Genomic DNA, 26,509 nt, shown 5'->3' on the forward strand with positions numbered 1-26,509 from the left:
AGCATGATGAATGAGAGAAATTGCGGTACTTGATGAGCAGACGATTGATAAAATAGCGGCGGGAGAGGTCATCGAACGTCCGGCTTCCATTGTAAAGGAGCTGGTGGAGAATGCCATTGACGCCGGGGCAAATGCCGTTACGGTGGAAATTAAGGACGGCGGCATTTCCCTTATCCGCATCACAGACAACGGCTCCGGTATTGAGGCAAAGCAGGTGCCGGTTGCTTTCTGGCGCCACGCGACCAGCAAGATCCGCAAGGCGGATGACCTTCTGGACGTCACCTCGCTGGGGTTCCGCGGGGAGGCGCTTTCCAGCATCGCGGCGGTCTGCCAGGTGGAGCTGATTACGAAAACGGCGGACAGTCTGACCGGCGTCCGTTATCTGATTGAGGGCGGAAAGGAAAAAAGTCTGGAGGAAATCGGCGCGCCCGATGGCACTACCTTCCTCGTGCGCAATATTTTTTACAATACACCGGCGCGCAAAAAGTTTCTGAAAACAGCGCAGACGGAGGCTGGCTATATCAGCGATATGGTGGAGCGCATCGCGCTTTCCCATCCGGAGGTCTCCTTCAAATTTATCGCCAACAACCAGACAAAGCTGCATACCTCCGGGAATCATCAGTTAAAGGATATTATTTATCATATTTACGGGCGCGATATCGCGGCGAATCTGATTGAGATTTCCGCCGGAACGGATTCCGTCCGCATAAATGGCTTTATCGGGAAGCCGGTCATTTCCCGCGGGAACCGCAACTATGAAAATTATTTTGTGAACGGGCGCTATATCCGCAGCAATATTATCGCAAAGGCTATCGAGGACGCCTATCACACGTTTATGATGAAGCATAAATATCCGTTTACCGTGCTGAATTTTACGATCGACGGAAAGCTTCTCGATGTCAATGTCCATCCGGCAAAGCTGGAGCTGCGTTTCGCGGAAAATGAGGAAATGTACCGGATTGTCTATGAGGCGGTGCGAAATGCGCTTACTCACCGGGAAATGATTGTCCAGGTGGGTATCGGGAAGGAGGAGGCGCAGAAAAAGGAGACGCCAAAGGGCAGGCTCCCCGCGCCGGAGCCCTTCGAGGCGGTACGACGCAGTCTTTCACAGGTGCGCGAACGTCCTGCCTACGCGAAAGAAACGGCGCCGGGAACCGCTGCCGCCATGCAGACAGCCTCCCGGAGGGCGGACGATGTGGACCGCATGCGGGCAGACAGTACCATTCCGGGACCGGGCGGCACACAGGCGGCAGGCACTATTCAGGGACCGGATGGCACACAGATTGAGCGCACGATTCCAAAGCTTGTGCCGCCGGATGCATCTGCGTGGCGCAGCCGGATGTCTGCGCAGACGGCAGAAACAGTTTCTTCTCCGGCATTTCCGGATAGAACGACCGCCGCAGAGGCATCCACGGAAGAAATCCCGGAGTGGGAGAGGGCGCTCAATCTGCAGCCGGAGGCAGGCATGTCCGGTAATCCCATGCAGGCGGAGGAAGCCGCTTCCGGTAATTCCGCGCAGCCAGAGGCGCCTGCGACCGGTAATCCCGTGCAGGCGGAGAAATCCGCTTCCGGCAATTCCGCGCAGCCAGAGGCGCCCGCAGCCGGCGTGACCGGTGAGCAGATGAGCCTTTTTGAGGATGACAAGCTGCTCTCGAAGGAGCATGTGAAGGAGCACCGCATCATCGGGCAGGTGTTTGATACCTACTGGATCGTGCAGTTTAAGGACAAGCTGTTTCTGATCGATCAGCATGCGGCGCATGAAAAGGTTTTGTACGAGCGCATGAAAAAATCGATGGAGAAGCGGGAGTTTACCTCCCAGCTTTTAAATCCGCCGGTCATTCTGACCCTGAGCATGGCGGAGGAGGAGCTGCTGAAGAAATACCAGGAGCGTTTCCGGGAAATCGGCTTTGAAATTGAAGAATTCGGGGGACGGGAATACGCTCTGCGCGCCGTTCCCGACAATCTGTTCGGTCTTGCGGATAAGGATCTGTTCCTGGAAATGCTGGACGGGCTATCCGCGCAGACCGACGCGCTCAGCATTGAGACGATTGACGATAAAATAGCAACCATGTCCTGCAAGGCGGCGGTAAAGGGAAATTCCCGCCTGTCGACTGCGGAGATCCATGCGCTGATCGATGAGCTGCTCACCCTGGAAAATCCTTACAACTGCCCGCACGGCAGACCGACGATTATCTCCATGTCAAAATACGAAATTGAGCGCAAGTTTAAAAGGATTGTTTGATATGACAAAAAAACCGTTACTGATTCTCACCGGACCGACTGCAGTCGGCAAAACGGCGCTGTCCATCGCACTGGCGAAGGCGGTCGGCGGCGAGATTATTTCCGCCGATTCCATGCAGGTCTACCGCGGGATGGACATCGGCTCCGCAAAGATCACCCGCGAAGAAATGGCGGGCGTGCCGCATTATCTGATCGACGAGCTGGAGCCGCAGGAGGAATTTCACGTTGTCCGTTTCCAGGAGCTGGCAAAAAAATATATGGCGCAGATTTACGAAAAAGGCAAAATCCCCATTCTGGTCGGCGGCACCGGCTTTTATATCCAGGCGGTGCTCTACGACATCGACTTTACACAAAATGACGGCGACAGCAGCTACCGCAGAGAGCTGGAGCAGCTTGCGAAAGAGAAGGGATGCACTTATCTGCATGACATGCTTGCCGCCGTGGACCCGAAATCGGCGCAGGAAATCCATGCAAACAATGTGAAGCGCGTTATCCGCGCCCTGGAATTTTATCATGAGAGCGGAACTCCTATTTCCGCGCACAATGAATGCCAGCGCCAGAAGGAATCCCCCTACAACGCCGCTTATTTTGTGCTGAATGAAAACAGGCAGACGCTGTATGAGCGGATTGACCGGCGGGTCGATGAAATGCTGAAAAACGGTCTTCTCGATGAGGTGCGTCATCTGAAAGCACAGGGCTGCACCGCCGGGATGGTTTCCATGCAGGGGCTTGGCTACAAGGAAATTCTGGATTATCTGGACGGAAACTGCACCCTTGAGGAAGCCGTTTACCGTCTGAAGCGCGACACGCGCCATTTCGCAAAGCGCCAGATTACCTGGTTTAAGCGGGAGCGGGAGGTTATCTGGCTTCAGAAAGAGGAGTTTGGCGGAAGCGGGGAAATCCTCGCTTATATGCTGGATATTATAGAACATCAGAGAGGAATATCGATATGTCACAAATTGCAATAGAAGAAATGTATGAACAGCTTGGCATCAGCCGCCAGGTATATGATTTCGGGCAGAAAATAGAGCAGGAGCTTATGCCGCGATTTGCCGAAATACAGAAAACTGCGGAATACAACCAGCTCAAGGTCATCCGCGCCATGCAGAAATGCCGCGTCAGTGCCGAGTGCTTCCAGTCGGGCACCGGCTATGGCTACAATGATATCGGGCGCGACAAACTGGAGGAAGTTTATGCTAATGTGTTCCACACCGAGGCGGCGCTGGTGCGCGCGCAGATTACCTGCGGGACACATGCTCTCGCCGTGGCACTCTCCGGAAATCTGCGTCCGGGCGATGAGCTGCTCTCCATTTCCGGAAAGCCCTACGACACGCTGGAGGAGGTCATCGGCATCCGCCCATCCAACGGCTCTCTGGCAGAGTACGGCGTCAGCTACCGCCAGGTGGACCTGCTTTCCGACGGAAGCTTCGATTTTCCAGGTATCCGGGCGGCGATCCAGCCAAATACGAGACTTGTAGAAATCCAGCGCTCCAAAGGCTACCAGACGCGTCCGACGCTTTCTGTGCAGGCAATCGCAAAGGCTATCCGTTTTGTAAAGGAAATCCGTCCCGATATCGTGATTCTCGTGGACAACTGCTACGGCGAGTTTGTGGAATGCCAGGAGCCGAGCGATTTCGGAGCGGATATGGTGGTCGGCTCTCTGATTAAGAATCCAGGCGGCGGTCTGGCTCCGATTGGCGGCTATATCGCCGGAACCCGCACCTGCATTGAAAATGCCGCCTGCCGTCTGACCTCTCCCGGTCTCGGACGCGAGGTGGGTGCTTCCCTCGGCGTAAACCGCGACTTTTTCCAGGGACTGTTTCTGGCGCCGACGGTGGTGGCAGGCGCGCTGAAGGGAGCAATTTTTGCCGCCAATATTTATGAGCGCCTCGGCTTTAAGGTGGTGCCGAACAGCACAGAAGACCGCCACGATATCATCCAGGCGGTCGAGTTTGGCACGCCGGAGGGATTGGTTGCTTTCTGCGAGGGCATCCAGTATGCGGCACCGGTGGACAGCTACGTGACGCCGGAGCCCTGGGCAATGCCGGGCTATGACAGCGATGTTATTATGGCGGCGGGCGCCTTTATCCAGGGTTCTTCCATTGAACTGAGCGCGGACGGTCCCTTGAAGCCTCCCTATGCCGCCTATTTCCAGGGCGGTCTTACCTGGGAGCACGCAAAGCTTGGTATTCTGCGTTCCCTGCAGCGTCTGGCGGAAAAAGGCATCGTCTCTCTGGAGGAGCTATGAAAAAAATTATTGTAATCGGCGCCGGAGCCTCCGGTATGCTTGCCGCAATCACTGCGGCGCGCCAGGGGGCTTCGGTTACCATTTTAGAGGGTATGGAAAAGCCAGGAAAGAAGCTGCTTATTACCGGCAGCGGGCGCTGCAATCTCACGAATCTCCGGCAGGAGATAACATGCTACCGCGGGGCGGATTCCGCTTTTATTTCCGGTATTCTGCGGCAGCTTCCGGTAAAGGATACCCTGGCTTTTTTCCGGGAACTCGGACTGCTGACGGTGTCGCGCGACGGCTATGTCTATCCTGTCACCGGACAGGCTTCCTCGGTGCTGGAGGTGCTGCTGCTGGAAATCCGGCGTCTTGGCATTAAGCTGAAATGTACAGAAAAGGTAACTGCTATTCGCAGGGAGGACAAGCTTCTTGTGAAAACCGCCGGATGGACGTATGAGGCGGATGCGGTGATTTTGGCTGCCGGTTCCAAAGCAGCGCCCGCGACAGGCTCTGACGGGAGTGGATATTCGCTGGCGAAGAGCTGCGGGCATTCCCTTGTCACGCCAAGGGAAGCGCTTGTTCCGCTGGCCATTCGCGAGAGCTGGGTGAAAAAGCTTTCCGGGCTGCGGATGCAGGCGTCCGTCACGCTGGAGGGACACACGGAAACCGGCGAGCTGCAGTGGACGGATACCGGCATTTCCGGCATCGTTGTTTTCCAGCTCAGCCGCTACGCCGTGTGCGCACTGGCGAAGCAGCAGGAGAAGCAGATATCCGGCGTTCCGGTGCAGCTTGACCTGCTTCCTTCTGTTTCCGGGGAGGCGCTGCTTTCGCATCTGCAGCAGTTGCAGGCTCTGCGGGATGGCCGCAGCGCGGAAAGTCTGCTTGCCGGTGTGCTTGCAAAAAAAGCCGCCGGACCACTTCTGCAGGCGGCGGGCATTTCCCCGTCCGAAAAGGCGGAAAGGCTGGATGGCGGGGCGCTGCAGCGTCTGGTAAAAGTAATGAAGCAGCTTACCCTCACGGTGTCCGGATGCCGGTCGTTTGAGCAGGCGCAGGTCTGCCAGGGTGGCGTACGTCATACGGAAGTGGACGCGCAGACGCTGGAATCCAAAAAAATGCCGGGACTTTATATCACAGGAGAGCTGCTTGACGTGGACGGCATCTGTGGAGGCTATAATCTTCAGTGGGCGTGGGCAAGCGGCTTTGCCGCCGGACGGGCGGCGGGCAGCCAGGAGAAGATGGCAGCCACCAAAGCGGCGGGCAGCCAGGAGAAGATGGCAGCCGCCAAAGCGACAGACCGTCCGGAAAGAGAACAGTGCTGCAAAGCGGCAGACCATCCGGAAAGAGAACGGTGCTGCAAAATGGCAGACCGTCCGGCTGACAATGCGTCGGAGCGGGCAGAAAGGAGCACATTATGAATAAAATCCGGATTTCCCAGATAAAGCTCCCGGTAGCGTACACGGAGCAAGATTTGAAGAAAGCGGCGGCAAGGGCGCTGCGCATCCCCGTAGCGCAGATTACGTCTCTGACGGTTTGCAGGCGTTCCATTGATGCCCGGAAAAAGCCGGATATCCGCTATATTTTTACAGTGGATGTCACGGTGTCCGCAGATGTCCGCGCTCTTCTTAAGAAGCACAGGAGCGCCGATATTTCCCAGGCGGAGGAGGTGCCCTACCAGTACCCCGTACCCGGAAGTGAGACGCTCACGCAGCGTCCCGTGATTGCCGGCTGCGGTCCCGCCGGGCTTTTCTGTGGTCTGCTGCTGGCAAGATGCGGCTACCGCCCGCTGATTCTGGAGCGCGGCGAGGACGTGGATGCCCGCACGGCGACCGTGGAAGCATTCTGGAAGACCGGCACCTTGAAGGAGCAGTCTAACGTACAGTTCGGAGAAGGCGGCGCCGGAACTTTTTCGGACGGCAAGCTGAACACGATGGTGAAGGATCACGCTGGCAGAAATCGTTTTGTGTTGGAAACCTTTGTGAAGGCGGGCGCCAGCCCGGATATTCTTTACGTAAATAAACCGCATATCGGCACCGACGTGCTGCGCACCGTCGTAAAAAACATCCGCCGGGAAATCGAATCGCTCGGCGGCGAAGTGCGCTTCGGGCAGCAGGTTACGGATTTTGCCGTAAAAAACGGACGGCTCTCTGCAGTCATCGTCAACGGCACGGAGGAGCTGGAATGCAGCGTATGCGTGCTCGCCATCGGGCACAGCGCCAGGGATACCTTCGCGCTGCTTGAGAAAAAGCAGATTCCCATGCTGGCAAAGGCGTTTGCCGTCGGTCTGCGCATCGAGCATCCGCAGGAAATGATAAATCTCTCCCAGTACGGGCAGGGATATCCGCAGCAGCTTCCCGCCGCCGACTATAAGCTCACCGGCAGGCTGAAAAACGGCAGGGGCGTTTATTCCTTCTGTATGTGTCCGGGCGGCTATGTCGTCAATGCTTCCTCGGAGAAGGAGGCGCTCGCCGTAAATGGCATGAGCTACCGGGCGCGCGACGGCAGAAATGCGAACAGCGCCATTGTGGTTACGGTGACGCCGGAGGATTATCCGGAAAAGGGCGTTCTGGGCGGCGTGCAGTTTCAGCGCAGTCTGGAGCGGATGGCATACCGCGCGGGCGGCGGAAGTGTGCCTGTGCAGCTTTTTGAGGATTTCTGCGCACACCGCGCGGGCAGCGGCTTCGGGGATGTGCTTCCTTCTATAAAAGGCGCTTATTCCCTGGCTAATCTGCGCGACAGCCTTCCCGGATTTCTCGGAGATTCCCTGGAAGAGGGGGTCCGGCTGTTTGACAGTAAAATCAGAGGCTTCGCGCGCGGCGACGCGCTGTTTTCCGGTGTGGAGAGCCGCACCTCCTCACCGGTACGCATCCTGCGCGGAGACGATTTTACCTCCCCCGGTCTGCCCGGTCTTTACCCCTGCGGGGAGGGCGCCGGATACGCCGGCGGAATCACCTCGGCAGCGATGGACGGGATGAAATGCGCGGAGGCGATTATACAAAAATATAGGCGGGCTGCGACCTCATAGCCCTGCAGTGGAACTCTTCAGCCATGCAGACCACAGCCCGCCCTTTTTCAAAGGCGTCGCTGCTACGCAGCTTTCGGCTTCCAGAACCCCGTACACAGTTCAGCGAGCGCCATTCGCAAAGCCGCTCCTTCGGAGCTTTTCCGCTGCTGTGCAGCTCCCTTTGCTCATGAAATGGCGCTCCCCTCATAGCCCTGCAGTGGAACTCTTCAGCCATGCAGACCACAGCCCGCCTTTTTCAAAGGCGTCGCTGCTACGCAGCTTTCGGCTGTGGTTGCTGGCTATACGCCATATGTCAAATCACCGAAACGTCTGCTTACATGCAAGCATGAGACAGCCGTTTCGGTGATTTGCCGCATGGCTGAAGAGTTGGTCACAAATTTTTAAGGAAATGATGTATATACTTTTGAAAAAAAATGTGCTATCATTGGTGTGATTATAAGGCATAGTTTGTTTTCCTGCCGGGAAAGAAGCATTGTCTGCCATGAATCATATTACCATGAAACAGCTTCCGGACGATGAGCGTCCCTATGAAAAATGCTTGAAATGCGGGGCGGGCGTCCTGTCAGACGCCGAGCTGCTTGCGGTTATTCTGCGCACGGGCGCGAAGGGGATGACCAGTGTCGAGCTGGCAAGGGAGATTTTAAGCTTTCCGAAGCCGCAGCCGGGGCTGTCCGGTCTTTATCATCTTTCCGCCTCCGCGCTGTGCGATATCAAAGGGGTCGGAAAGGTAAAAGCTGTCCAGATTCAGTGTATCACGGAGCTGTCGCGCCGTATCGCAAAGTCCGTCGCCTCAGAGGGAAACACCTTTACCAGTGCGCAGGCGATTGCGGATTATTATATGGAAGATTTCCGGCACCTTCAGCAGGAGCGTGTTTTTCTTCTGAGCTTTGATACAAAAGGGGAGCTGCTCAGTGAAAAAACGATTTCTGTGGGCACGGTCAACCAGTCGTGCGTCTCGCCGCGTGAGATTTTCCTGGAAGCGCTGTCATGCCGCGCAGTGTATGTCATTCTGCTGCACAACCATCCGAGCGGCAATCCGCAGCCAAGTCCGGAGGACCGGCTTCTGACCATGCGCGTTCACGAATCCGGAAAGCTTCTGGAAATTCCGCTGATGGACCACATTATACTGGGGGACAGGCGTTATTTCAGCTTCCGGGAAGAGGGGTTTATTAAATAATCTGATGATGCCGGGATGAAAAACCATGTGCTTCACGCGTCATCAGGAAAATTACGAGGGATGAATGAATGTTACTGCACAATGCACTTGGGATTGATTTCGGCACGGATACCATCAAAATCTGCGACCGCAAAAACCGCATTACCGTTTGTGAAAAAAATATGATTGCAGTCCGCGACGGCCGGATGATTGCTGTCGGGGATGCTGCATACGACATGTATGAAAAAACACCCGTAAACGTCAAAGCAGAATGTCCGATGGTACACGGGGTTATCGCACAGCAGAAAAACGCCGAGCTGGTGCTCTCCAGTCTTATCAGAAAAAGCCGTCACCTGCTGTCCGGACGGCCCGCCATCTATATTGCCGTACCGCGTGATATTTCGGCGGTGGAGAAGCGGGCATATTACAATGTGCTCACCGGCACCGTCCAGGCGGGAAGAATTTTTCTGGTGGACAAAGGCATCGCTGATACCATCGGCGTCGGCGTTTCAATGGAATCGCCGCGCGCGAGTATGCTCGTCAATATCGGCGCCGGCACCACGGAAATCTCTGTTGCCGCAGGCGGAAAAATTCTTTTAAGCAAAACGCTGCAGATTGGCGGCAACAATCTGGACGAGGATATCGCCACGATGGTGCGCCGCATGTTCCATCTGAACATCGGCATGAAAACAGCGGCGATTCTCAAAAACCGGCTGGCATATCTGCTCGACGGTCCGGCAAACTCCCTCACGGTGTTCGGCATCAGCACGATTTCCGGACTGCCGGTGAGCGCGGAAATCACCTCGATGGCGGTCAGTCTTGCCATCGCCGGAACGATTGAAAACATCACCGCCGAGCTGCGCGGCATCATCGACAGGCTTCCGCCGCAGTTTCACCGCGACATTATGGAGGCGGGGCTGTGCCTTACGGGCGGCACCTCGCTGATTCCGAATCTTTCCGATTATATGCGCCGGGAGCTTGGTATTCCGATTGCTATGGTGCGTGAGCCGGGGCTTACCACGCTGCGCGGGATTCAGATGATCATGAACCACCCGGAGCTTTCGGACTGTACCTTTTCGCTGAAGGATCTGACCGGAACGACTATTTAAAAGACTTACAAGACAGAGGTAGCTATGAAGAAAAATCACATAAAGAGTAAAACGCTGCTGTTTATTCTTTCGATTGTCAGCGGCATCATTATCATACTGAGCTTTGTGCTCGATTTTTCCGTCAATCCGCTCAACTATGCGGCGGGTTATGTGCTGACGCCGCTGCAGTCCGGCATCAACCAGGTGGGCGGCTGGCTCTCCGGAAAAATGGATTACTTTGAGGATAACCTGAATCTGGTGGCGGAAAACGAGCAGCTCCAGGCGCAGGTGGACGAGCTGACCGTGGAAAATACACAGCTTCTGCAGGACCGCGAGGAGCTGAACAGCCTGCGCGACCTTTACGCGCTTGACCACAAATACGAGAGCTATGAAAAGGTCGGCGCCCGCGTGATTTCCAGGGAAAACGCCGGAAACTGGTTCAGTATGTTCACCATCGACAAGGGCTCTGACGACGGGCTGGAGGTCGATATGAATGTGCTTGCGGGAGCGGGACTTGCCGGCATCATCACGGAGGTCGGTCCGAATTATTCCAGAGTGCGCGCAATCATCGATGATTACAGCAATGTAAGCGCCGAGATTTCCGAGACGCACGATACCTGCATCATTGCGGGGGATCTTTCGCTGATTGACGATGGCTATATCAATCTTGTCAAGCTGGACGACCCGGATTCCAAAGTGAAGGTCGGGGATACCGTTGTAACCTCCAATATCAGCGACAAGTTTCTTCCGGGAATTCTGATTGGCTATGTTACCGAGATACATACCGACTCCAACAATCTGACGCGCTCCGGGTATGTCTCCCCGGTCGTCGATTTTAAATCCATCAAGGAAGTGCTTGTTATCAAGAACCTGAAGCAGAACACCAGCGAATAGGAGGATGCCATGAGGACGAAACTGATTCTGTTTGCCACGATGCTGGTATGCCTGCTGCTGCAGTGCTCCCTGTTTCCGGCAATTTCCATCGCCTCCATCACACCGAATCTGATGATTGTTTTTACCGTCTCCTTCGGACTGATGCGAGGAAAGCGCTCCGGACTGATTCTCGGCTTTCTGTGCGGTCTGCTCACGGACCTCATGCTGCCGGATCTCTTTGTCGGGCTGCGCGCCTTTGTTTACATGTTTATCGGATATTTCAGCGGTTACTGCTATCATATTTTTTATGATGAGGACATTAAAATGCCCGTGCTGCTGACCGCGGCAGGCGATTTTGTCTACGGCTGCCTCTTTTACATTACCAAATTCCTTCTGCGCGGCAGAATCGATTTGTTTTACTATATCCGGCGCATTATACTGCCGGAAATGATTTACACCATTCTTCTCACGATAATATGCTACCGCATTTTCCTGCTGCTGAACCAGAAACTTGAAAAAATGGACAAAAGGAGTGTAGGCAGTTTTGTTTAAACGATTTCGAAAAAAAGCAGTTAAATTGTTAAATTCCAGGATGCTGATTCTCAGTGTCCTGTTTGTGGTGCTTGCCTGCGTGCTTGTGCGCAGACTGTTCGACCTTCAGATTGTAAACGGGGAAACCTACCAGGAGACCTTTACCACGCAGATACGCAAGGAGACGACGATTCCGAGCACCCGCGGCTGTATCTATGACAGCGAGGGGCAGCTGATTGCCTACAATAAGCTGGCGTATGACGTTACCTTCCAGGACGTCGGCAGCTACGAGGGCAGAAATTATCACAACTCCGAAACAGGAGAGGATGAATATCTCTATGCCAGCGATGTGCGCAATCTGACTATCAACGGCTATCTTTACCAGATTATGCAGATTCTGTATGCGAACGGAGACGACGTCTATACCGGCAGCTTTGCCGTTGAGATTGACGACGCCGGACAGTATACCTTTACAAGAAGCGGTTATAATCTGCTGCGCTTCAAGGCGGACGTTTACGGAAAGCCATATACCACCGCGCCGGAGGACGAGGAGGTGGATTCCACCCAGGTGCTGACGGCAGAGGAGGCGGCTGTGACGGCGGAGGAGCTGGTGGCAGAGCTGGGCAGCGACGATATGTACGGCGTCAATACGATTTCTGAGTACCCGGAGGACCTGCTGGCAGAATATGGTCTTGTAAAGGATATCTCCAGAGAAGATGCGCTGAAAATGATTGCGATGCGCAGTGCGATCAACCAGAACAGCTACCAGAAATATGTCTCCACCACGATCGCGCGCGACATTTCCGAACAGTCGATGTCCAGTCTGATGGAGAGCAAGGGCTATTATGTCGGCGTGGATGTGATCGAAAGCTCTATCCGTGTGTACAACAACAGTCCGTATTACTCCAATATCATCGGCTATACCGGACAGATTTCCGCGGAGGAGATCGAGTCCCTCAACGAGGAGCTTGGCAGGGAGGTATACGATATCAATGATATTGTCGGGAAGGTTGGCCTGGAGGCATATTTTGAGACGCAGCTTCAGGGCACCGACGGCAAGCAGGTGGTCTATGTAAACAACCTCGGAAAGGTGCTGCAGGAGGATTCCGCCGTAGAGCCGCAGGCAGGAAATGATCTGTACCTCACGATCAATTCCGATTACCAGGAGGCGGCGTATCATCTGCTGGAGCAGTATATTGCCGGTATCATTTATGATAAAACGCTGGATCTAAAAGAATTTGACAACAAATCGGTCAGCACGGATGATATTGTTATTCCGGTATACGACCTGTACTATGCGCTTTTTGAAAATAATATACTGAGTGTCTCCCATATGGAATCCGATGAGGCGACAGAGCTGGAGCAGCAGGTTTACCAGATGCTCCAAAAACGGGAAGAAGAGATTTTCGACGATCTGCTCGCCGAGCTTCTCTCTGATTCGCCGCGGCCGTACAGCGAACTGGATACGCCGATGCAGGTCTACATGTCCTACCTTGTGGATACAACGCTGCCGGAGCTTGGCATCTTAAAAACAGATTCGATCGACAAAACGGACGACACCTATATCGCCTGGATAAACGACGAGAGCATCAGCTTAAAGGAATATCTGACTTATGCGATCTCGAAGGACTGGCTGGATGTTTCCGGCATCATGGAGGAGAGCGAATTCTGGGATTCGGACGAGATTTTTACAAACCTCTGCGCTTATCTGGAGGAATATATCGCCGACGACCGCGCCTTCAGCAGAACTGTCTACCGCTACATGGTGGAGGACGACACGTTAAGCCCGCAGACGCTCTGCCGCCTGTTGTTTGACCAGGGCGTTCTGGAGATGGACGAGGCGGCATACAGCGGTCTGCAGGACGGCAGCGTTTCAGCCTATGATTTCATCCGCGAGAAGGTGTATTACCTGGAAATCCCGCCTTCCAAATTTGCGGTGGCGCCGTGCTCCGGCTCGCTTGTGGTGGTGGATCCGAACAACGGCAATGCGCTGGCGGTCGTTACCTATCCGGGCTATGATAACAACCGGCTTGCAAACGATATGGATGAGGAATATTTTGAGGAGCTGGTATCTGACGCCTCCAGCCCGTTCTATAACAAAGCAACACAGGAATTGACAGCGCCCGGTTCTACCTTTAAAATGGTAACAAGCGTTGCCGGCGTTATGGAGGGTGTGATCGGCGTGGATGAGGCGGTCAACTGTACCGGTAAATTTGAGGATGTCGACCCGCCGATCAACTGCTGGATCTATCCGGGATATCACGGTCCTGTCACGCTTTCGACGGCGCTGCAGGAATCCTGCAACTATTACTTCAACACCATCGGTCTGCGCCTGGGCGACGTGGGCGATGCAGACGGGAATAAGGACGACGCCACCGGTATCGCAAAGCTCACAAAGTATGCCGAAATGTTCGGCCTCGGCGATGAGACCGGCATTGAGATGGATGAGAGCACTCCGCAGATCTCTGATAACGCGATGGCTCCCTCCGCAATGGGACAGGGACGCCACGCCTACGCGACCATACAGCTTGCAAGATACGTGGCGACGATCGCCAACGGCGGCACCTGCTACAATCTGACGCTGCTGGACAAGATTACCGATTCAGAGGGACGCACTGTTCTGGAACAAAATCCGACAATTCACGGTTATGTGGAAGCGGACGATTATCTCTGGAACGCGATCAAGACCGGTATGAATCAGATGGTAAAAAATAATACGTATATTCAGGATGTCGGTATTGAAATGGCAGGAAAGACCGGTACCGCCGAGGAAGCGGGCGTGCCGAGCCACGCGCTGTTCGTCGGCTATGCGCCGTATGACGAGCCGCAGATCGCGATCGCCTGCCGTATCACAAACGGCTATTCGTCCGGCCTGGCTGCGCTACTTTCAAAAGATATGATACAGTACATCTTCAATCTTAAAGATAAAGATGAGCTGATCACCGGTCACGCCTCCTACAACGGCGCGATCAGCGGCGCAAGAACCGACTAAACAGGAAAGAGTGAGTAAGCAATGAAAAGTGGTCCGGTAATGATAAAAAGCAATAAATACGGGCTGGTTGTGCGGCTGGACGGCGAAATGCCGTTCGCCGAGCTGACGGAGGCGGTCGCCCGGAAGTTTAAAGAGGCGGCAAATTTCTTCCAGGATGCCAAAATGGCAGTCACCTTCCAGGGAAGGGTGCTGACAAAGGACCAGGAGGACCGTCTGGTAAACGCCATCGTCATGAATTCCCGCATCCATGTAATCTGTATTGTCGATGAGCGGCCGGAGGAAGCGGAATATTACGAGCACGCCATCCGGCTTGCCGGGGAGGCGGAAGCGCGGCAGGGACAGTTTTACCGCGGGAATCTGCGCGGCGGACAGACAATGGAATCGGAGACCAGCATCGTCATTCTCGGCGATGTCAATCCCGGCGCTTCGGTGGTATCAAAGGGAAACGTCGTTGTGCTCGGCTCCTGCCGGGGCAACGTCTATGCTGGAGCCTCCGGCAACCACGACTGTTTTATCGCCGCGCTTGTCATGAAGCCGGTCCAGATACGGATCGCCGATAAAATGGCGCGCAGTGCCATCGCAAAGCGCTCCGACAATGCGGAGTATGCGCTGGATCCAAAGATAGCCTACATAAAAGATAACCATATACATGTAAAGAACCTCGTGCGCAGCACGCTGGAGGATATGCTCGGCACCGCTGACGCACCAGAGGAGAAAAAGCAGAAGGATGGCTGATAGCTTCCCAAAAAGGAGCCGTGCAGGGTTTTTCTGCAAAAAACATAGGATAAACGGGGAAGTGCCCAGATTATGCTATGTGGAGGAAGAAAAATGAGTGAAGTAATCGTAGTGACATCCGGCAAAGGCGGCGTCGGAAAGACGACAGCAACCGCAAATATCGGCACCGGGCTGGCAAAGCTGAATAAAAAGACCGTCCTGGTGGATACCGATATCGGTCTGCGCAATCTGGATGTCGTCATGGGACTGGAAAACCGGATCGTCTACAATCTGGTGGACGTTATCGAGGGAAACTGCCGTCTGAAGCAGGCGCTTATCCGGGACAAGCATTATCCGGATCTGTTTCTTCTGCCGGCGGCGCAGACGCGGGATAAATCCGCGGTCACGCCGGAGCAGATGGAAAAGCTGACCGACGATCTGCGGCAGCATTTTGAATATATTCTGCTGGACTGCCCGGCGGGCATCGAACAGGGCTTCCGGAACGCCGTAGCGGGCGCAGACCGCGCAATCGTTGTGACAACGCCGGAGGTTTCCGCCATCCGGGATGCGGACCGCATCATCGGTCTTCTGGAAACGGGCGGCATGAAACAGATCGAGCTGCTGATTAACCGGCTGCGTCCGGACCTCATCAGCAGGGGAGATATGATGTCGGTGGAGGACGTCTCGGAAATCCTGGCCATGCCGCTGATCGGCGCGGTGCCGGACGATACCAGCATCGTCGTATCCACTAACCAGGGGGAGCCGCTTGCGGGGAGCGCAACGCCCTCCGGACAGGCATTTTTCAACGTGGCAAGGCGTCTTCTTGGAGAACCGGTGGAAATACCGGATTTTTCCAGGGGAAGCTCCTTCTTCCAGAAAATGAAAGACTTTTTCCGGAAGGGTTAGGAGGGTGCTTCCATGCGTACAAACAGGACTTCCTGTACCATTGCCAGAGACCGGCTTGAGCATCTGCTGCTTTCCGAAAAGCTGCAGGTAAGCCCGGAAGCGCTGGCGCAGATGAAACGGGAGCTGCGCGCTGTCATACGCAGATATGTCAGCCTGGAGCACACCCGCCTGAATGTACAGATACAGTTGATAAGCGAAACAAAACAAGGGGAAGAACATGTTAAAACAATACAGATTAAGGGACTATAAATTCAGTCTGGTGCTTCTGACGACGGTGCTTTCCATCATCGGCATCCTGGTGATCGGCAGCGCGGACAAGTCGCTGCAGAACAGGCAGATCGTCGGACTGGTCGGCGGACTGATTCTCATGGTGATCGTATCACTGACCGATTATGTCTGGCTGCTGCGGTTTTACTGGATATTTTATTTTATCGGACTTGCGCTGCTGGCGGCGGTACTGGTTGTCGGCTCGTCGGGCGGCGGCGCCACGCGCTGGCTGAATATCGGCGGAATCACAATGCAGCCCGCCGATCTGATGAAAATCTTTCTGATTATGTTTTACGCGCAGTTTTTTTCAAAGCACCAGGATGACTTAAGCAGCTTTAAGGTGATTATTTTTTCCGTCATTATTGTAGCGATACCGGCAATTATGATCCAGCAGCAGCCAAACCTTTCCACTTGCATCTTGACACTGGTTTTATTCTGTGTTATTTATTTTGTTGCGGGATTAAGTTATAAGGTCATTGCCGGCATTCTGGTTCTTATGGCGCCGGTGGCGGCAATTCTTGTGGGAATCGTGCTGCAGCCGGGACAGACGCTGATAAAAAACTACCAGCTTCTCCGTGTGCTCGCCTGGCTGTATCCGGACCAGTATCCGGATGAGGCGCGTCAGCAGCTCACCTCCATTATGGCGATCGGCTCCGGTCAGCTCTATGGAAAGGGGCTGGAGACGACGGCGGTGGAATCCGTCAAAAACGGAGATTTCCTTGCTGAGGCACAGACAGACTTTATCTTTGCCGTTGTCGGGGAGGAGCTTGGCTTCCTCGGCTGCTGTATTGTTATTTTATTGGAGATTCTGATTGTTCTGGAGTGTATCTGGATAGGGCGCAATGCGCGCGAGTTTTCCGGTACGCTGTTATGCTGCGGCATGGGGGCGCTGATCGGCATACAGAGCATCATGAATATTTGTGTTGCAACCGGTCTTATGCCGAACACGGGTCTGCCGCTGCCGTTTGTCAGCTATGGTCTGACTTCGCTGATGACATTCTTTATCGGTATCGGGCTGGTGCTGAATGTGGGGTTGCAGGTAAAAAAATACTGATGTGTTGCAAAATGAAGGAGGCGGTTTTATATGAACATCGGGTTAATTGCACATGATTCAAAAAAAGGACTGATGCAGAATCTCTGCATTGCATACCGGGGAATCCTCGGAAAGCATACGCTGTACGCGACCAACACGACCGGGCGTCTCGTTGAGGACGTCACCGGGCTGAACATTAACAAGTATCTTGCCGGACATCTCGGCGGGGTCCAGCAGATGGCTGCCCAGATCGAGCAGAACCAGATGGATATGGTGATTTTCCTGCGCGACCCGCTGCAGCCGAAGTCACATGAGCCGGATATCAAGAATATCTTCCGGCTCTGCGATACGTACAATGTTCCGCTGGCGACCAACCTGGCTACCGCGGAGATGCTCATCAAGTCCCTGGACAGAGGGGAGCTGGAGTGGCGTGAGATGTACCGGTAACAGCCGCCAGGAGCGGGCAAGAATAAGAAGGGCGCAGCGCCGCAACGCGATATTGCTTCTGGTGCTGGTGTTCACTGTTGTCGTGCTTGCGGGAATGCTTGTATTCTGGTTTGTGTTCCGCTCACACGAAATAGAGATTACTGATCCGTACCGGATTACGGACAGCACCTTCGGCGTCCGCACAGAGAGCGCGACCGCAAACCGCGCCGACCCGTTTACCGACGGGCTCTGCGTCACGGCGGGCGATGTCTCTTTTGACGGCATCAGTCTGGAGTACGCCGAGGCGGGCGCGATGATGGATCTGTCAGAAGAAAATGTTCTTTATGCAAAAAATGTCCATGAGCGGCTCTATCCCGCCAGTCTGACCAAGATTATGACGGCGCTGGTGGCGCTGAAATACGGCAATCTGGACGACGTGATCACGGTCGATGAGGTAGCGCTGGATATCGACCCGGAATCCTCCGTGTGTTATCTGGAGCTGGGCGACCAGTACACCCTGCGGCAGCTTATCTACGGGCTTTTGATTGCGTCCGGAAACGACGCCGGAAACGCGATCGCCTACCATGTGGGCGGCAGCATCGAGAATTTTGTCGCCATGATGAACCAGGAGGCGGCTTCCATCGGCGCGACGAACACGCATTTTATGAACGCCCACGGTCTGCAGGACGAGAACCATTATACAACGCCGTATGACATCTATCTGATGTTCCAGGAGGCGCTGAAATACGATGTGTTCCAGGATGCCATCAGCAAACAGAACTTTACCGTCACCTACACGGCGGGAGACGGAGAGCAGTATGAGCGCACCTGGTATGCGACCAGCTATTATTTTACCGGCGAGGCGGCCGCACCGGACGGTGTGACGGTATTCGGCGGCAAAACCGGAACGACAGATGAGGCGGGCTCCTGTCTGGCTCTGCTGTCAAAGGACGCTTACGGGAATTCCTATTTCAGTGTTATTATGAAATCGGATAACAAAGCGGACCTCTATGAAGAAATGAACGAGTTGTTGTCCATTATCAACAAAAAGTAGTTGTAATTTGTGAAGCAGTGCATTATAATTGTACATATACGAAACTTAAGGAGGAGATTACAATGATACAGATCATAGCGGGGAATAAGGGAAAGGGCAAAACCAAACATTTACTTGAGAAGGTAAACACGGAAATTAAATCTGTACACGGTAATATCGTTTATCTGGACAAGAGTTCACAGCACATGTACGAGCTGAATAACAAAGTCCGTCTGATTGATACTTCAGAATTTATGCTGACAAGTCCGGACGCATTCCTGGGATTTGTCTGCGGAATCATTTCACAGGACCATGACCTGGAGCAGGTCTATCTGGACAGCTTTTTGAAAATCGCGAGCCTGGAGGGCGGCGATGCAGCCTCCATGCTTGATAAACTGGAAAAACTCGGAGAAAAATATCAGATTACCTTTGTAATCAGTATTTCAATGGATGAACACGAACTTCCGGAAAATATGCAGAGCAAAGTAATCGTTTCTCTTTAATTTTTTACATAACAGGATTTATGCCGGATAAATCTCTTTATCCGGCATTTTTTATCTTACGGGAGCCGCCGGAAGACGGTTTGTTCTTCGCGCTCCCGCAGTCCCATATGATAAGGAGTGGCTAATGGCAATTATCCGGAAACCCGAAAAGAAAAAAGTGGTAAAACTTCATCAGCATTCCATCCTGAATATCGGTACGATCACCTTCGGTATCGTTTTCGTATACCTTCTGATATATCTGGTCATGTACCTGACGAACGACCGCATTACCGCCTACGAAGTCACCGCCGGTTCGCTGTCCGGCAACTACCGTTATACGGCGATTGCCCTGAAAAGCGAGGAGCTTATCACCTGCAGCGAGGCAGGACCGATCCACTATTATGTGCGGGAGGGCAGCAAGGTCGGCGTGGGCAGCGGCGTGTACTCCATTGGCGCAATCGACCTTGCCGGTTCCACGACAGAGGAGGACCTTGCAGAGCTGGATGACAGCAGCTACAACAGTCTGCGCAGCATTGCCTCCACGTTTGCCGGCAATTATTCCCCGATTTCGTATCAGGATGTCTACAATTTCAAAGCGGACGCCCAGACGGCGATGATTGAGCTGCTCTCAAAAAATATCCTGGATTCCACGGAGCAGGGCGTCAGCGCCGGTCTGAATCTGATTCCTTCTGCGGAGGCGGGTATCGTGGTCTATTCCACGGACGGCATGGAGGATTTAAACGCCGAAGAAATTACCCTCGATATGTACAGCCGCAAAAACTACAGCCGGGAAAATCTGCGCATGAAGGAGACGGTAAGCGCCGGAGACGTGGTGTACAAGCTGATTACCAGCGAGGAATGGTCGCTTGTGATTCCGCTTGATAAGCAGACTGCGATGGAGCTTGCCGATTCTAATATGGTCCGTTTCCGTTTTATGGAGGATGGTTCGGCGTTTAATGCGGATTTCAGCATCATCCAGAACGGCTCCGACTATTTTGGAAAGCTGGATATCAGCAACTCCGTCATCCGTTTCGCCGGGGACCGTTTTGTGGAGATCGAGCTGCTGCTCAACCGCCAGAGCGGGCTGAAGATTCCCAATACCGCCATTGCCGAAAAGGTATTTTACCGGATTCCGAAGGAATATGTGACAGAAAACGAGCAGACAGAAAACGAGATCACGCTGCGCAAGGAAACCTACGACACGGACGGCTCGGCAGTCGTGCGCATCGTCACCGCCACCGTCTATGATAAGACCGACACGGACTATTACGTGGATACCTCTCTGTTTGAGGAGGGGGATTACGTACTGATGAAGGATTCCTCGAAGCGCTATCAGATTTCCGATACGAAAACGCTGACCGGCGTCTACAATATTAACAAGGGCTATCCGATTTTCCGCGAGATTACCATTCTCGACGAAAACGAGGAATACTGCATTGTGGAGAGCAACTCCGCCTACGGTCTGGCACAGTATGACCAGATTGCGCTGGATGCCTCCGCCGTGAGAGACGACGGTACACTGGAAGAATAAAAGACAGAAAAAGCAGAACAGGAGTGACAGGCATGGTAACAGAAAATTACAGATATGTGCGTGGAAGAATCGACGAGGCGTGCCGCCGCGCGGGCAGAGACCCGCGGGAGGTCACGCTGATTGCCGTGAGCAAGACGAAGCCGGTATCCATGATAGAGGAGCTGCTGCCGGAGGGCGTGCTGGATTTTGGAGAAAACAAACCGCAGGAGCTGAAGGAAAAGTACGAGGTGCTCCCGAAAAATCTCCGCTTCCATATGATCGGGCATCTGCAGCGCAACAAGGTAAAGTACGTGATTTCGCGCGCCTGCATGATACACTCGGTCGATTCGCTGCGCCTTGCGGAGACGATTCAGGAGGAGGCGGCGAAGCATCAGCTTATCATGCCGGTGCTTGTGGAGGTAAATATTGCACAGGAGGAATCCAAATTCGGTCTGTCCGCTGCGGAAACGCCGGATTTTGTACGGGAGCTCTCCAGATTCCCGAATCTTTGTGTAAAAGGTCTTATGACGATCGCGCCGTTTGTGGAAAATCCCGAAGATAACCGGGTGCATTTTCGAAATTTATACAATTTATTTATTGACATTAAAGCGAGAAACATTGATAATGTAGATATGTGTATTCTCAGCATGGGTATGACAAACGATTACGAGGTTGCCGTTGAAGAAGGCGCTACACATGTGCGCGTGGGCACCGGAATATTTGGTGAGCGCAATTATCAATGACATTTGAGAGAGGGATATAGTTAGTATGAGCATTTTAGATAAGTTTTTAAATGCAATGAAACTGAACGACGACGATTACGATGACGACGATTTTCTGGACGATGACGCCGAGGACGATTACGAGGAGCCGCGTCCGAAAAAGAGTCTTTTCCGGAAATCAGCAAAGGAAGAGCCGTTGGATGATTTTGACGATGAGGCGGATGATGAGCCGGTAATGCGCAAATTTACCCGGCAGAACACCACAAAGAATGTCAAAACCACACAGGCAAAGCCAAAGGCTGCTGCTTCCTCCGCCGGTGCGTCGAAGGTTTCTCCCATCCGCAGCAGAAAGGGCGCAAACGATATGGCGGTCTGCGTCGTAAAGCCGAAGAGCATGGAGGATGCGCGGGAGATCACGGAGACACTGCTTGCAAACTGTACGGTCGTCCTCAATATGGAGGGGCTCGACCTCGACCTTGCGCAGCGCATCATTGATTTTACCTCCGGTTCCTGTTATGCGATCAACGGAAACCTGCAGAAAATCAGCAATTATATCTTTATCATCACGCCGGCGGCAGTCGATGTATCCGGCGATTTCCAGGATATCCTGAGCGGCGCTTTCGATATTCCGTCCATGAATTATAATTATTAAGCCATGAACTACGAAGAAGAGCTGTTTCAGAAAAGGCTGCTGGAGCTTGCAAAGAAGGCGGACAGCAGAAATATTGTCACCTTTACGGATTTTCTTAATTTAAACGAACTGAATATTTACCATCAGAGCGCCGGAGCTCTTTCGTTTGTAAAATGCGTTGGCTTTGGCGGATATGAGCAGGCGGAGCGTCAGATACTTGCTTTTATACCTGATGCTCTTTGTTACTTTACGGAGGATTTTGCGGACCGGACGGATTTTTCCGTCGCGCTGCGTCAGTCTGTCCGATATCCCATTTCCTGTCTGCGCATCGAACCGCAGAATAAGAAGTTTTCCGGATCTCTTTCGCACCGCGATTTTCTCGGCGCGGCTTTAAATACCGGCATTGAGCGCAGCACCATCGGGGATATTCTTGTAGAGGAGAATGCCGCCTGGATGTTCTGTCTGGAGCGGATGGCAGATTTTCTCTCAGAAGCCCTCACGCGCGTCCGGAACACGCCGGTCAATGTCCGGCAGGTTCCGCCCGAAAAAATCGATTACGCGCCAAAATACGAGCTTGTGCGGGGTTCTGTCGCCTCGGTGCGGCTGGACAGCCTGCTGGCGCTTGCGTTCGGCGCCTCCCGGAGCAGCCTTGTGGGGCTGATCGAGGGCGGGAAGGTGTTTGTCAATGGTCGTCTGATTACCTCAAACGGCTATAAGGTAAAAGAAAACGATCTGATTTCCGCGCGCGGGCTGGGACGCTTCCGTTATCTGGGCGTCAGCAGCAGCACGAAAAAGGGACGGCTGATTGCGGAAATTGAAAAATACATCTGAGATATTACTGTTTACCACAGCCTGTTCAGGCTGCGTGGACAGTAACGGAAAAACCATAATATCATGATGCCAGGGTCAAAAGGTCTAAGCCCACATGAGCTTGCTCATAAGTGGGCGTAAGACCTTGGGACCCGCCCCGATATGAGCATAAAAGTGGGATGTATATCCCACGATATGCGAATAGCGGGTAGGATTGTGGAAGTGCGAAGCACGTAACAATCCGTAGGCATCATATTTAGGGCTTTTGACCCCAACATCATATCATAAGGGAGCATAAGGGTATGGGACAGGAAACAGAACAGAAAAACGCGCTGTCTGTAAAAACAGGCCGCGGGGAGAGCTATACCATCTATTTTGAACACGATTTCGGACGTCTGGCAGAGGTCCTGGAGGCGGACTGCGCCATCTCCGGGCGTAAGCTCTGCATCGTCACGGATTCCACCGTTGCAGAGCTGTATCTGGAGGCAGTGCAGACGGCGCTGGAAGGAAAGTGCCTTGCGCTGACTTCCTTTGTTTTTCCGGCAGGAGAGCAGAGCAAGACGCTGGATACGGTGCGCAGCCTGTATGAAAAGCTGATTCTGGAGCATTTTGAGCGCAGAGATATGCTGCTTGCCCTCGGAGGAGGCGTTGTCGGCGATCTGACCGGCTTTGCCGCCGCTACCTATCTGCGCGGCATTGCCTTTGCCCAGGTACCCACCACGCTGCTTGCCCAGGTGGACAGCAGTATCGGCGGAAAAACAGGCGTTGATTTCGACAGCTATAAAAATATGGTTGGCGCTTTTCATCAGCCCTCCCTGGTATATATGAATGCGCAGACGCTCTCCACCCTTTCGGAGCAGCAGTTTGCCTGCGGCATGGGGGAGGTCCTGAAGCACGGACTTATCCGCAGCGATTCCTACTACACCTGGCTGATTGAGCATATCAGCGAGATTTCGGAGCGCGACCCGGATACCCTGCTGGAAATGGTAATGGAAAGCTGCCGCATTAAGCGCGCTGTCGTCGAGAAGGACCCGACCGAGAAGGGTGAGCGGGCGCTTCTTAATTTCGGTCACACCATCGGGCACGCCATCGAAAAAGTAAAGTCACCGGAGCTTCTTCACGGGCAGTGCGTGGCGCTCGGCTGTGTTGCCGCCGCCTACATTTCCTTTAAGCGCGGTCTGCTTTCCACCGAGGAATTTTATGAAATCCGCGATATGAACGTCGGCTTTGATTTGATGTTCTCCGTGGAGGATATTAATCCGCAGGAGATTCTCGCCATTACAAAATCCGATAAAAAGATGGATAAGGGCTGCGTAAAGTTTATTCTTCTGAAAAAAATCGGAAAGGCGTTCATCGATACCACCGTTACCGATGAAGAGATTCTGGAGGCGGTTGATTTTATCTTATATAAAGAGACAAACGACTGACATCCCTGTTTTCTCCGGAGGGCGGGGGTGGCCGTTAAGAGTACATTTTTATGTTACATTACATTTAAGGAGGCTTCTGCATGGAAAAACATCCGGCAGGAAAAAAGAAGGCGGTCTTTTCTGCGGCTGTTTTGTCCGCTGCGCTGCTTGCGGCAGACCAGCTCACGAAATATCTTGCCGTCCGTTATCTGAAGGGAGCGGAGGATATCATACTGATTCCCGGCGTTTTTCAGCTTTCCTATCTGGAAAATACCGGCGCCGCCTGGGGCATGTTCGGCGGTATGCAGTGGGTGTTCCTGCTTCTTACCGCTCTGATTATCGCCGGGGTCTGCTATCTCTGGCACAAGGTGCCCTTTGAGAGGAAATATCGTGCTTTCCGGATCTTGAGCGCCATATTTCTTGCCGGTGCCGTCGGAAATGCCATCGACCGGCTGTTTCGCGGCTATGTGGTTGATTTCTTTTATTTCAGCCTCATCAATTTTCCGGTGTTTAATGTGGCGGACTGTTATGTCACGGTTTCTCTTGTGCTCCTGCTGATTATTTACCGAAACGAGGATTTTTCATGGATGAACAAAAAATCTTAACTGAACAGCTCCATGCACAGAAAACATCGGATGCAGAATTCAGCACTCAGAAAATTTTAATCGTGGAACCGGACGCTGTTCCGGAAAGAATTGATAAATATCTTTCCGAAAGATTGTCCGGCTCCCGTTCTTTTCTGCAGAAATTATTGAAGGAGAACCGGGTATCCGCAGGCGGCGTGCCGGTGAAAGCAAGCTACCGCATCTGCGCCGGGGACGTCATCCGCGTGGATATTCCCGCGCAGAGCGAGCCGGATATTCTGGCGGAGGATATCCCGCTGGATATTCTCTATGAGGACGACGACCTGCTGGTCGTCAACAAGCCGAAGGGCATGGTCGTCCATCCGGGCGCCGGGCACTACAGTCATACGCTGGTCAATGCGCTGATGTATCACTGCCGGGACAATCTCTCCGGCATCAACGGCGTTCTGCGCCCCGGCATCGTCCACCGCATCGACCAGAACACCACCGGCTCCCTGCTGGTCTGCAAGAATGATTTTTCACACAATTTCATCGCCGGTCAGCTCAAAGAGCATTCCATCACCCGCAGGTACCGGGCTATCGTGCACGGGAAAATTTCTTCGGACGGTACGGTCAACGCGCCTATCGGGCGTCATCCGGTGGAACGGAAGAAAATGGCGGTCAACGAAAAAAACGGCAAGCCTGCCGTCACTCATTATCGTGTGCTGGAGCAGTTTGAGAAGTTTACTTATATCGAATGTGTCCTGGAAACCGGCAGAACGCACCAGATTCGCGTGCACATGAGCAGTATCCACCATCCCATTCTCGGCGATGATGTGTATGGTCCCGCCAGATGCCCGTTTCCCGGTCTGCAGGGACAGACACTGCATGCGCAGGTGCTCGGCTTTATACACCCGCGCACCGGTGAATATATGGAATTTTCCGCGCCGCTCCCGCAATACTTTGAGGAGTTGCTTGAGAAGCTGCGTCAGATGTAAATCTGCTTTGTGAAGCGAATTTTAAATGGATTTGCAATGTAGATTTTAAATGGATTTGCGAAAGATAGCGTGAACGGCATAAATAATGTAAAATTTCATAAAATATATGTACAATTTTCAAGTTTTGTTGTATAATATACCCAACTACTGATTTTGAAATCAGACAGCGGCGGACGCGCTCCGCTTATGTGTAACAGAAAGGAGAATTATTATGGCATGTAAATCAGTAATCACCATCGGAAGACAATATGGAAGCGGCGGAAGAGAGATAGGGCAGAAGCTCGCTGCGCTTCTCGGTATAAAATGTTACGACAATGAGCTTCTGGACCGCGCGGCAAAGGAAAGCGGCATCTGCCAGGAGCTGTTTGAAAATCACGATGAAAAACCGACAAACAGCTTTTTATATTCTCTTGTAATGGATACCTATTCTATGGGCTACGCCTCGGCGGCGCTTTCGGGAATGCCGATTAACCATAAGGTTTTTCTGGCGCAGTTCAACGCCATCAAAAAAATCGCGGATGAGGGTCCCTGCGTAATGGTCGGACGCTGTGCGGATTATGCGCTTGACGACTACCCGAACCGCATTTCCGTTTTTATTTACAGCACTATGGAAAAGCGTATCCGCAGAATTGCCGGAAAATATAATTTTACCGATGCAAAAGCTAAGGATGTCATCACCAAAACCGACAAGCAGCGCGCAAGCTACTACAATTATTACACAAATAAGCGCTGGGGCGATATTGGAAGCTACGAGCTCTGCATCGACAGCGGAATGCTCGGTATCGACGGCACAGTGGAACTGCTGCATCAGTTTGTTGAAAAACGCGAAGCACTTATGGAAAAGAAATAAACGGATTTCGAAGATTTTCCAGCAG

The 26,509-nt window shown here is 53.2% G+C and carries 25 protein-coding genes; all 25 read left to right on the forward strand.

Features of this window, described 5'->3' with window-relative positions:
- The first annotated feature begins 10 nt into the window (after positions 1 to 10).
- The 25 genes from mutL to NQ534_RS19675 all read left to right on the forward strand — a co-directional run bounded on the left by mutL (position 11) and on the right by NQ534_RS19675 (position 26,484).
- Entirely contained in the window at positions 11 to 2,242 is a 2,232-nt protein-coding gene (mutL, locus tag NQ534_RS19555; RefSeq protein ID WP_006861066.1) for a DNA mismatch repair endonuclease MutL, read from the forward strand.
- A gap of 1 nt (position 2,243) precedes the next feature.
- The gene (gene miaA, locus NQ534_RS19560; protein ID WP_006861065.1) at positions 2,244 to 3,209 is read left to right on the forward strand and encodes a tRNA (adenosine(37)-N6)-dimethylallyltransferase MiaA; all 966 of its coding nucleotides are present in this window, start codon (positions 2,244 to 2,246) and stop codon (positions 3,207 to 3,209) included.
- Entirely contained in the window at positions 3,191 to 4,489 is a 1,299-nt protein-coding gene (locus tag NQ534_RS19565) for a methionine gamma-lyase family protein (protein WP_006861064.1), read from the forward strand. The genes miaA and NQ534_RS19565 overlap by 19 nt, the downstream gene beginning before the upstream one ends.
- Positions 4,486 to 5,886: a BaiN/RdsA family NAD(P)/FAD-dependent oxidoreductase gene (locus NQ534_RS19570; protein ID WP_006861063.1), complete on the forward strand. Its 1,401-nt coding sequence runs from the start codon at positions 4,486 to 4,488 to the stop codon at positions 5,884 to 5,886. The genes NQ534_RS19565 and NQ534_RS19570 overlap by 4 nt, the downstream gene beginning before the upstream one ends.
- Entirely contained in the window at positions 5,883 to 7,493 is a 1,611-nt protein-coding gene (locus NQ534_RS19575; RefSeq protein WP_006861062.1) for an NAD(P)/FAD-dependent oxidoreductase, read from the forward strand. The genes NQ534_RS19570 and NQ534_RS19575 overlap by 4 nt, the downstream gene beginning before the upstream one ends.
- Before the next feature lie 481 nt (positions 7,494 to 7,974).
- A complete protein-coding gene (gene radC, locus NQ534_RS19580) occupies positions 7,975 to 8,670 on the forward strand; it encodes a RadC family protein (protein WP_006861061.1) in 696 nt (231 codons plus the stop codon).
- 68 nt (positions 8,671 to 8,738) lie between these two features.
- Positions 8,739 to 9,758: a rod shape-determining protein gene (locus NQ534_RS19585; RefSeq protein ID WP_006861060.1), complete on the forward strand. Its 1,020-nt coding sequence runs from the start codon at positions 8,739 to 8,741 to the stop codon at positions 9,756 to 9,758.
- A gap of 24 nt (positions 9,759 to 9,782) precedes the next feature.
- Complete coding sequence (mreC, locus tag NQ534_RS19590) at positions 9,783 to 10,631, forward strand: rod shape-determining protein MreC (protein WP_006861059.1); 849 nt, start codon at positions 9,783 to 9,785, stop codon at positions 10,629 to 10,631.
- A gap of 9 nt (positions 10,632 to 10,640) precedes the next feature.
- Entirely contained in the window at positions 10,641 to 11,162 is a 522-nt protein-coding gene (mreD, locus tag NQ534_RS19595; protein ID WP_006861058.1) for a rod shape-determining protein MreD, read from the forward strand.
- The gene (locus NQ534_RS19600; RefSeq protein WP_040782438.1) at positions 11,155 to 14,133 is read left to right on the forward strand and encodes a penicillin-binding transpeptidase domain-containing protein; all 2,979 of its coding nucleotides are present in this window, start codon (positions 11,155 to 11,157) and stop codon (positions 14,131 to 14,133) included. The genes mreD and NQ534_RS19600 overlap by 8 nt, the downstream gene beginning before the upstream one ends.
- Before the next feature lie 39 nt (positions 14,134 to 14,172).
- Entirely contained in the window at positions 14,173 to 14,868 is a 696-nt protein-coding gene (locus NQ534_RS19605; RefSeq protein ID WP_157200718.1) for a septum site-determining protein MinC, read from the forward strand.
- A gap of 93 nt (positions 14,869 to 14,961) precedes the next feature.
- Complete coding sequence (gene minD / locus NQ534_RS19610) at positions 14,962 to 15,753, forward strand: septum site-determining protein MinD (protein WP_006861055.1); 792 nt, start codon at positions 14,962 to 14,964, stop codon at positions 15,751 to 15,753.
- 12 nt (positions 15,754 to 15,765) lie between these two features.
- On the forward strand, positions 15,766 to 16,002 hold the full coding sequence (locus NQ534_RS19615; protein WP_006861054.1) for a cell division topological specificity factor MinE: 237 nt from the start codon (positions 15,766 to 15,768) through the stop codon (positions 16,000 to 16,002).
- On the forward strand, positions 15,971 to 17,074 hold the full coding sequence (locus NQ534_RS19620; RefSeq protein ID WP_006861053.1) for an FtsW/RodA/SpoVE family cell cycle protein: 1,104 nt from the start codon (positions 15,971 to 15,973) through the stop codon (positions 17,072 to 17,074). The genes NQ534_RS19615 and NQ534_RS19620 overlap by 32 nt, the downstream gene beginning before the upstream one ends.
- A gap of 30 nt (positions 17,075 to 17,104) precedes the next feature.
- On the forward strand, positions 17,105 to 17,500 hold the full coding sequence (gene mgsA, locus NQ534_RS19625; protein ID WP_006861052.1) for a methylglyoxal synthase: 396 nt from the start codon (positions 17,105 to 17,107) through the stop codon (positions 17,498 to 17,500).
- On the forward strand, positions 17,484 to 18,533 hold the full coding sequence (locus NQ534_RS19630; RefSeq protein WP_040782435.1) for a D-alanyl-D-alanine carboxypeptidase family protein: 1,050 nt from the start codon (positions 17,484 to 17,486) through the stop codon (positions 18,531 to 18,533). The genes mgsA and NQ534_RS19630 overlap by 17 nt, the downstream gene beginning before the upstream one ends.
- Positions 18,534 to 18,595: 62 nt before the next feature.
- A complete protein-coding gene (locus NQ534_RS19635; RefSeq protein WP_006861050.1) occupies positions 18,596 to 19,015 on the forward strand; it encodes a hypothetical protein in 420 nt (139 codons plus the stop codon).
- A 124-nt stretch (positions 19,016 to 19,139) separates the two neighbouring features.
- Positions 19,140 to 20,525 carry a biotin/lipoyl attachment domain-containing protein gene (locus tag NQ534_RS19640; protein WP_006861049.1) on the forward strand — a complete coding sequence of 462 codons (1,386 nt, stop codon included), beginning with the start codon at positions 19,140 to 19,142 and terminating at the stop codon, positions 20,523 to 20,525.
- A 32-nt stretch (positions 20,526 to 20,557) separates the two neighbouring features.
- Positions 20,558 to 21,247 (forward strand): YggS family pyridoxal phosphate-dependent enzyme, encoded by a 690-nt coding sequence (locus NQ534_RS19645; protein ID WP_006861048.1) that lies wholly within the window; start codon positions 20,558 to 20,560, stop codon positions 21,245 to 21,247.
- Between the two features lie 25 nt (positions 21,248 to 21,272).
- Complete coding sequence (locus tag NQ534_RS19650) at positions 21,273 to 21,878, forward strand: cell division protein SepF (protein WP_006861047.1); 606 nt, start codon at positions 21,273 to 21,275, stop codon at positions 21,876 to 21,878.
- A 3-nt stretch (positions 21,879 to 21,881) separates the two neighbouring features.
- Positions 21,882 to 22,688: a YlmH family RNA-binding protein gene (locus NQ534_RS19655; protein ID WP_006861046.1), complete on the forward strand. Its 807-nt coding sequence runs from the start codon at positions 21,882 to 21,884 to the stop codon at positions 22,686 to 22,688.
- A 281-nt stretch (positions 22,689 to 22,969) separates the two neighbouring features.
- Positions 22,970 to 24,094: a 3-dehydroquinate synthase gene (gene aroB / locus NQ534_RS19660; protein WP_006861044.1), complete on the forward strand. Its 1,125-nt coding sequence runs from the start codon at positions 22,970 to 22,972 to the stop codon at positions 24,092 to 24,094.
- An 80-nt stretch (positions 24,095 to 24,174) separates the two neighbouring features.
- Positions 24,175 to 24,678, forward strand: coding sequence for a signal peptidase II (gene lspA, locus NQ534_RS19665; RefSeq protein ID WP_006861043.1), 504 nt, complete (start codon positions 24,175 to 24,177; stop codon positions 24,676 to 24,678).
- Positions 24,657 to 25,634, forward strand: coding sequence for an RluA family pseudouridine synthase (locus tag NQ534_RS19670; RefSeq protein ID WP_006861042.1), 978 nt, complete (start codon positions 24,657 to 24,659; stop codon positions 25,632 to 25,634). The genes lspA and NQ534_RS19670 overlap by 22 nt, the downstream gene beginning before the upstream one ends.
- 211 nt (positions 25,635 to 25,845) lie before the next feature.
- On the forward strand, positions 25,846 to 26,484 hold the full coding sequence (locus NQ534_RS19675) for a cytidylate kinase-like family protein (protein WP_006861041.1): 639 nt from the start codon (positions 25,846 to 25,848) through the stop codon (positions 26,482 to 26,484).
- The last annotated feature ends 25 nt before the right edge of the window (positions 26,485 to 26,509 follow it).

The organism is Marvinbryantia formatexigens DSM 14469 (assembly GCF_025148285.1).
Lineage (GTDB): Bacteria > Bacillota > Clostridia > Lachnospirales > Lachnospiraceae > Marvinbryantia > Marvinbryantia formatexigens.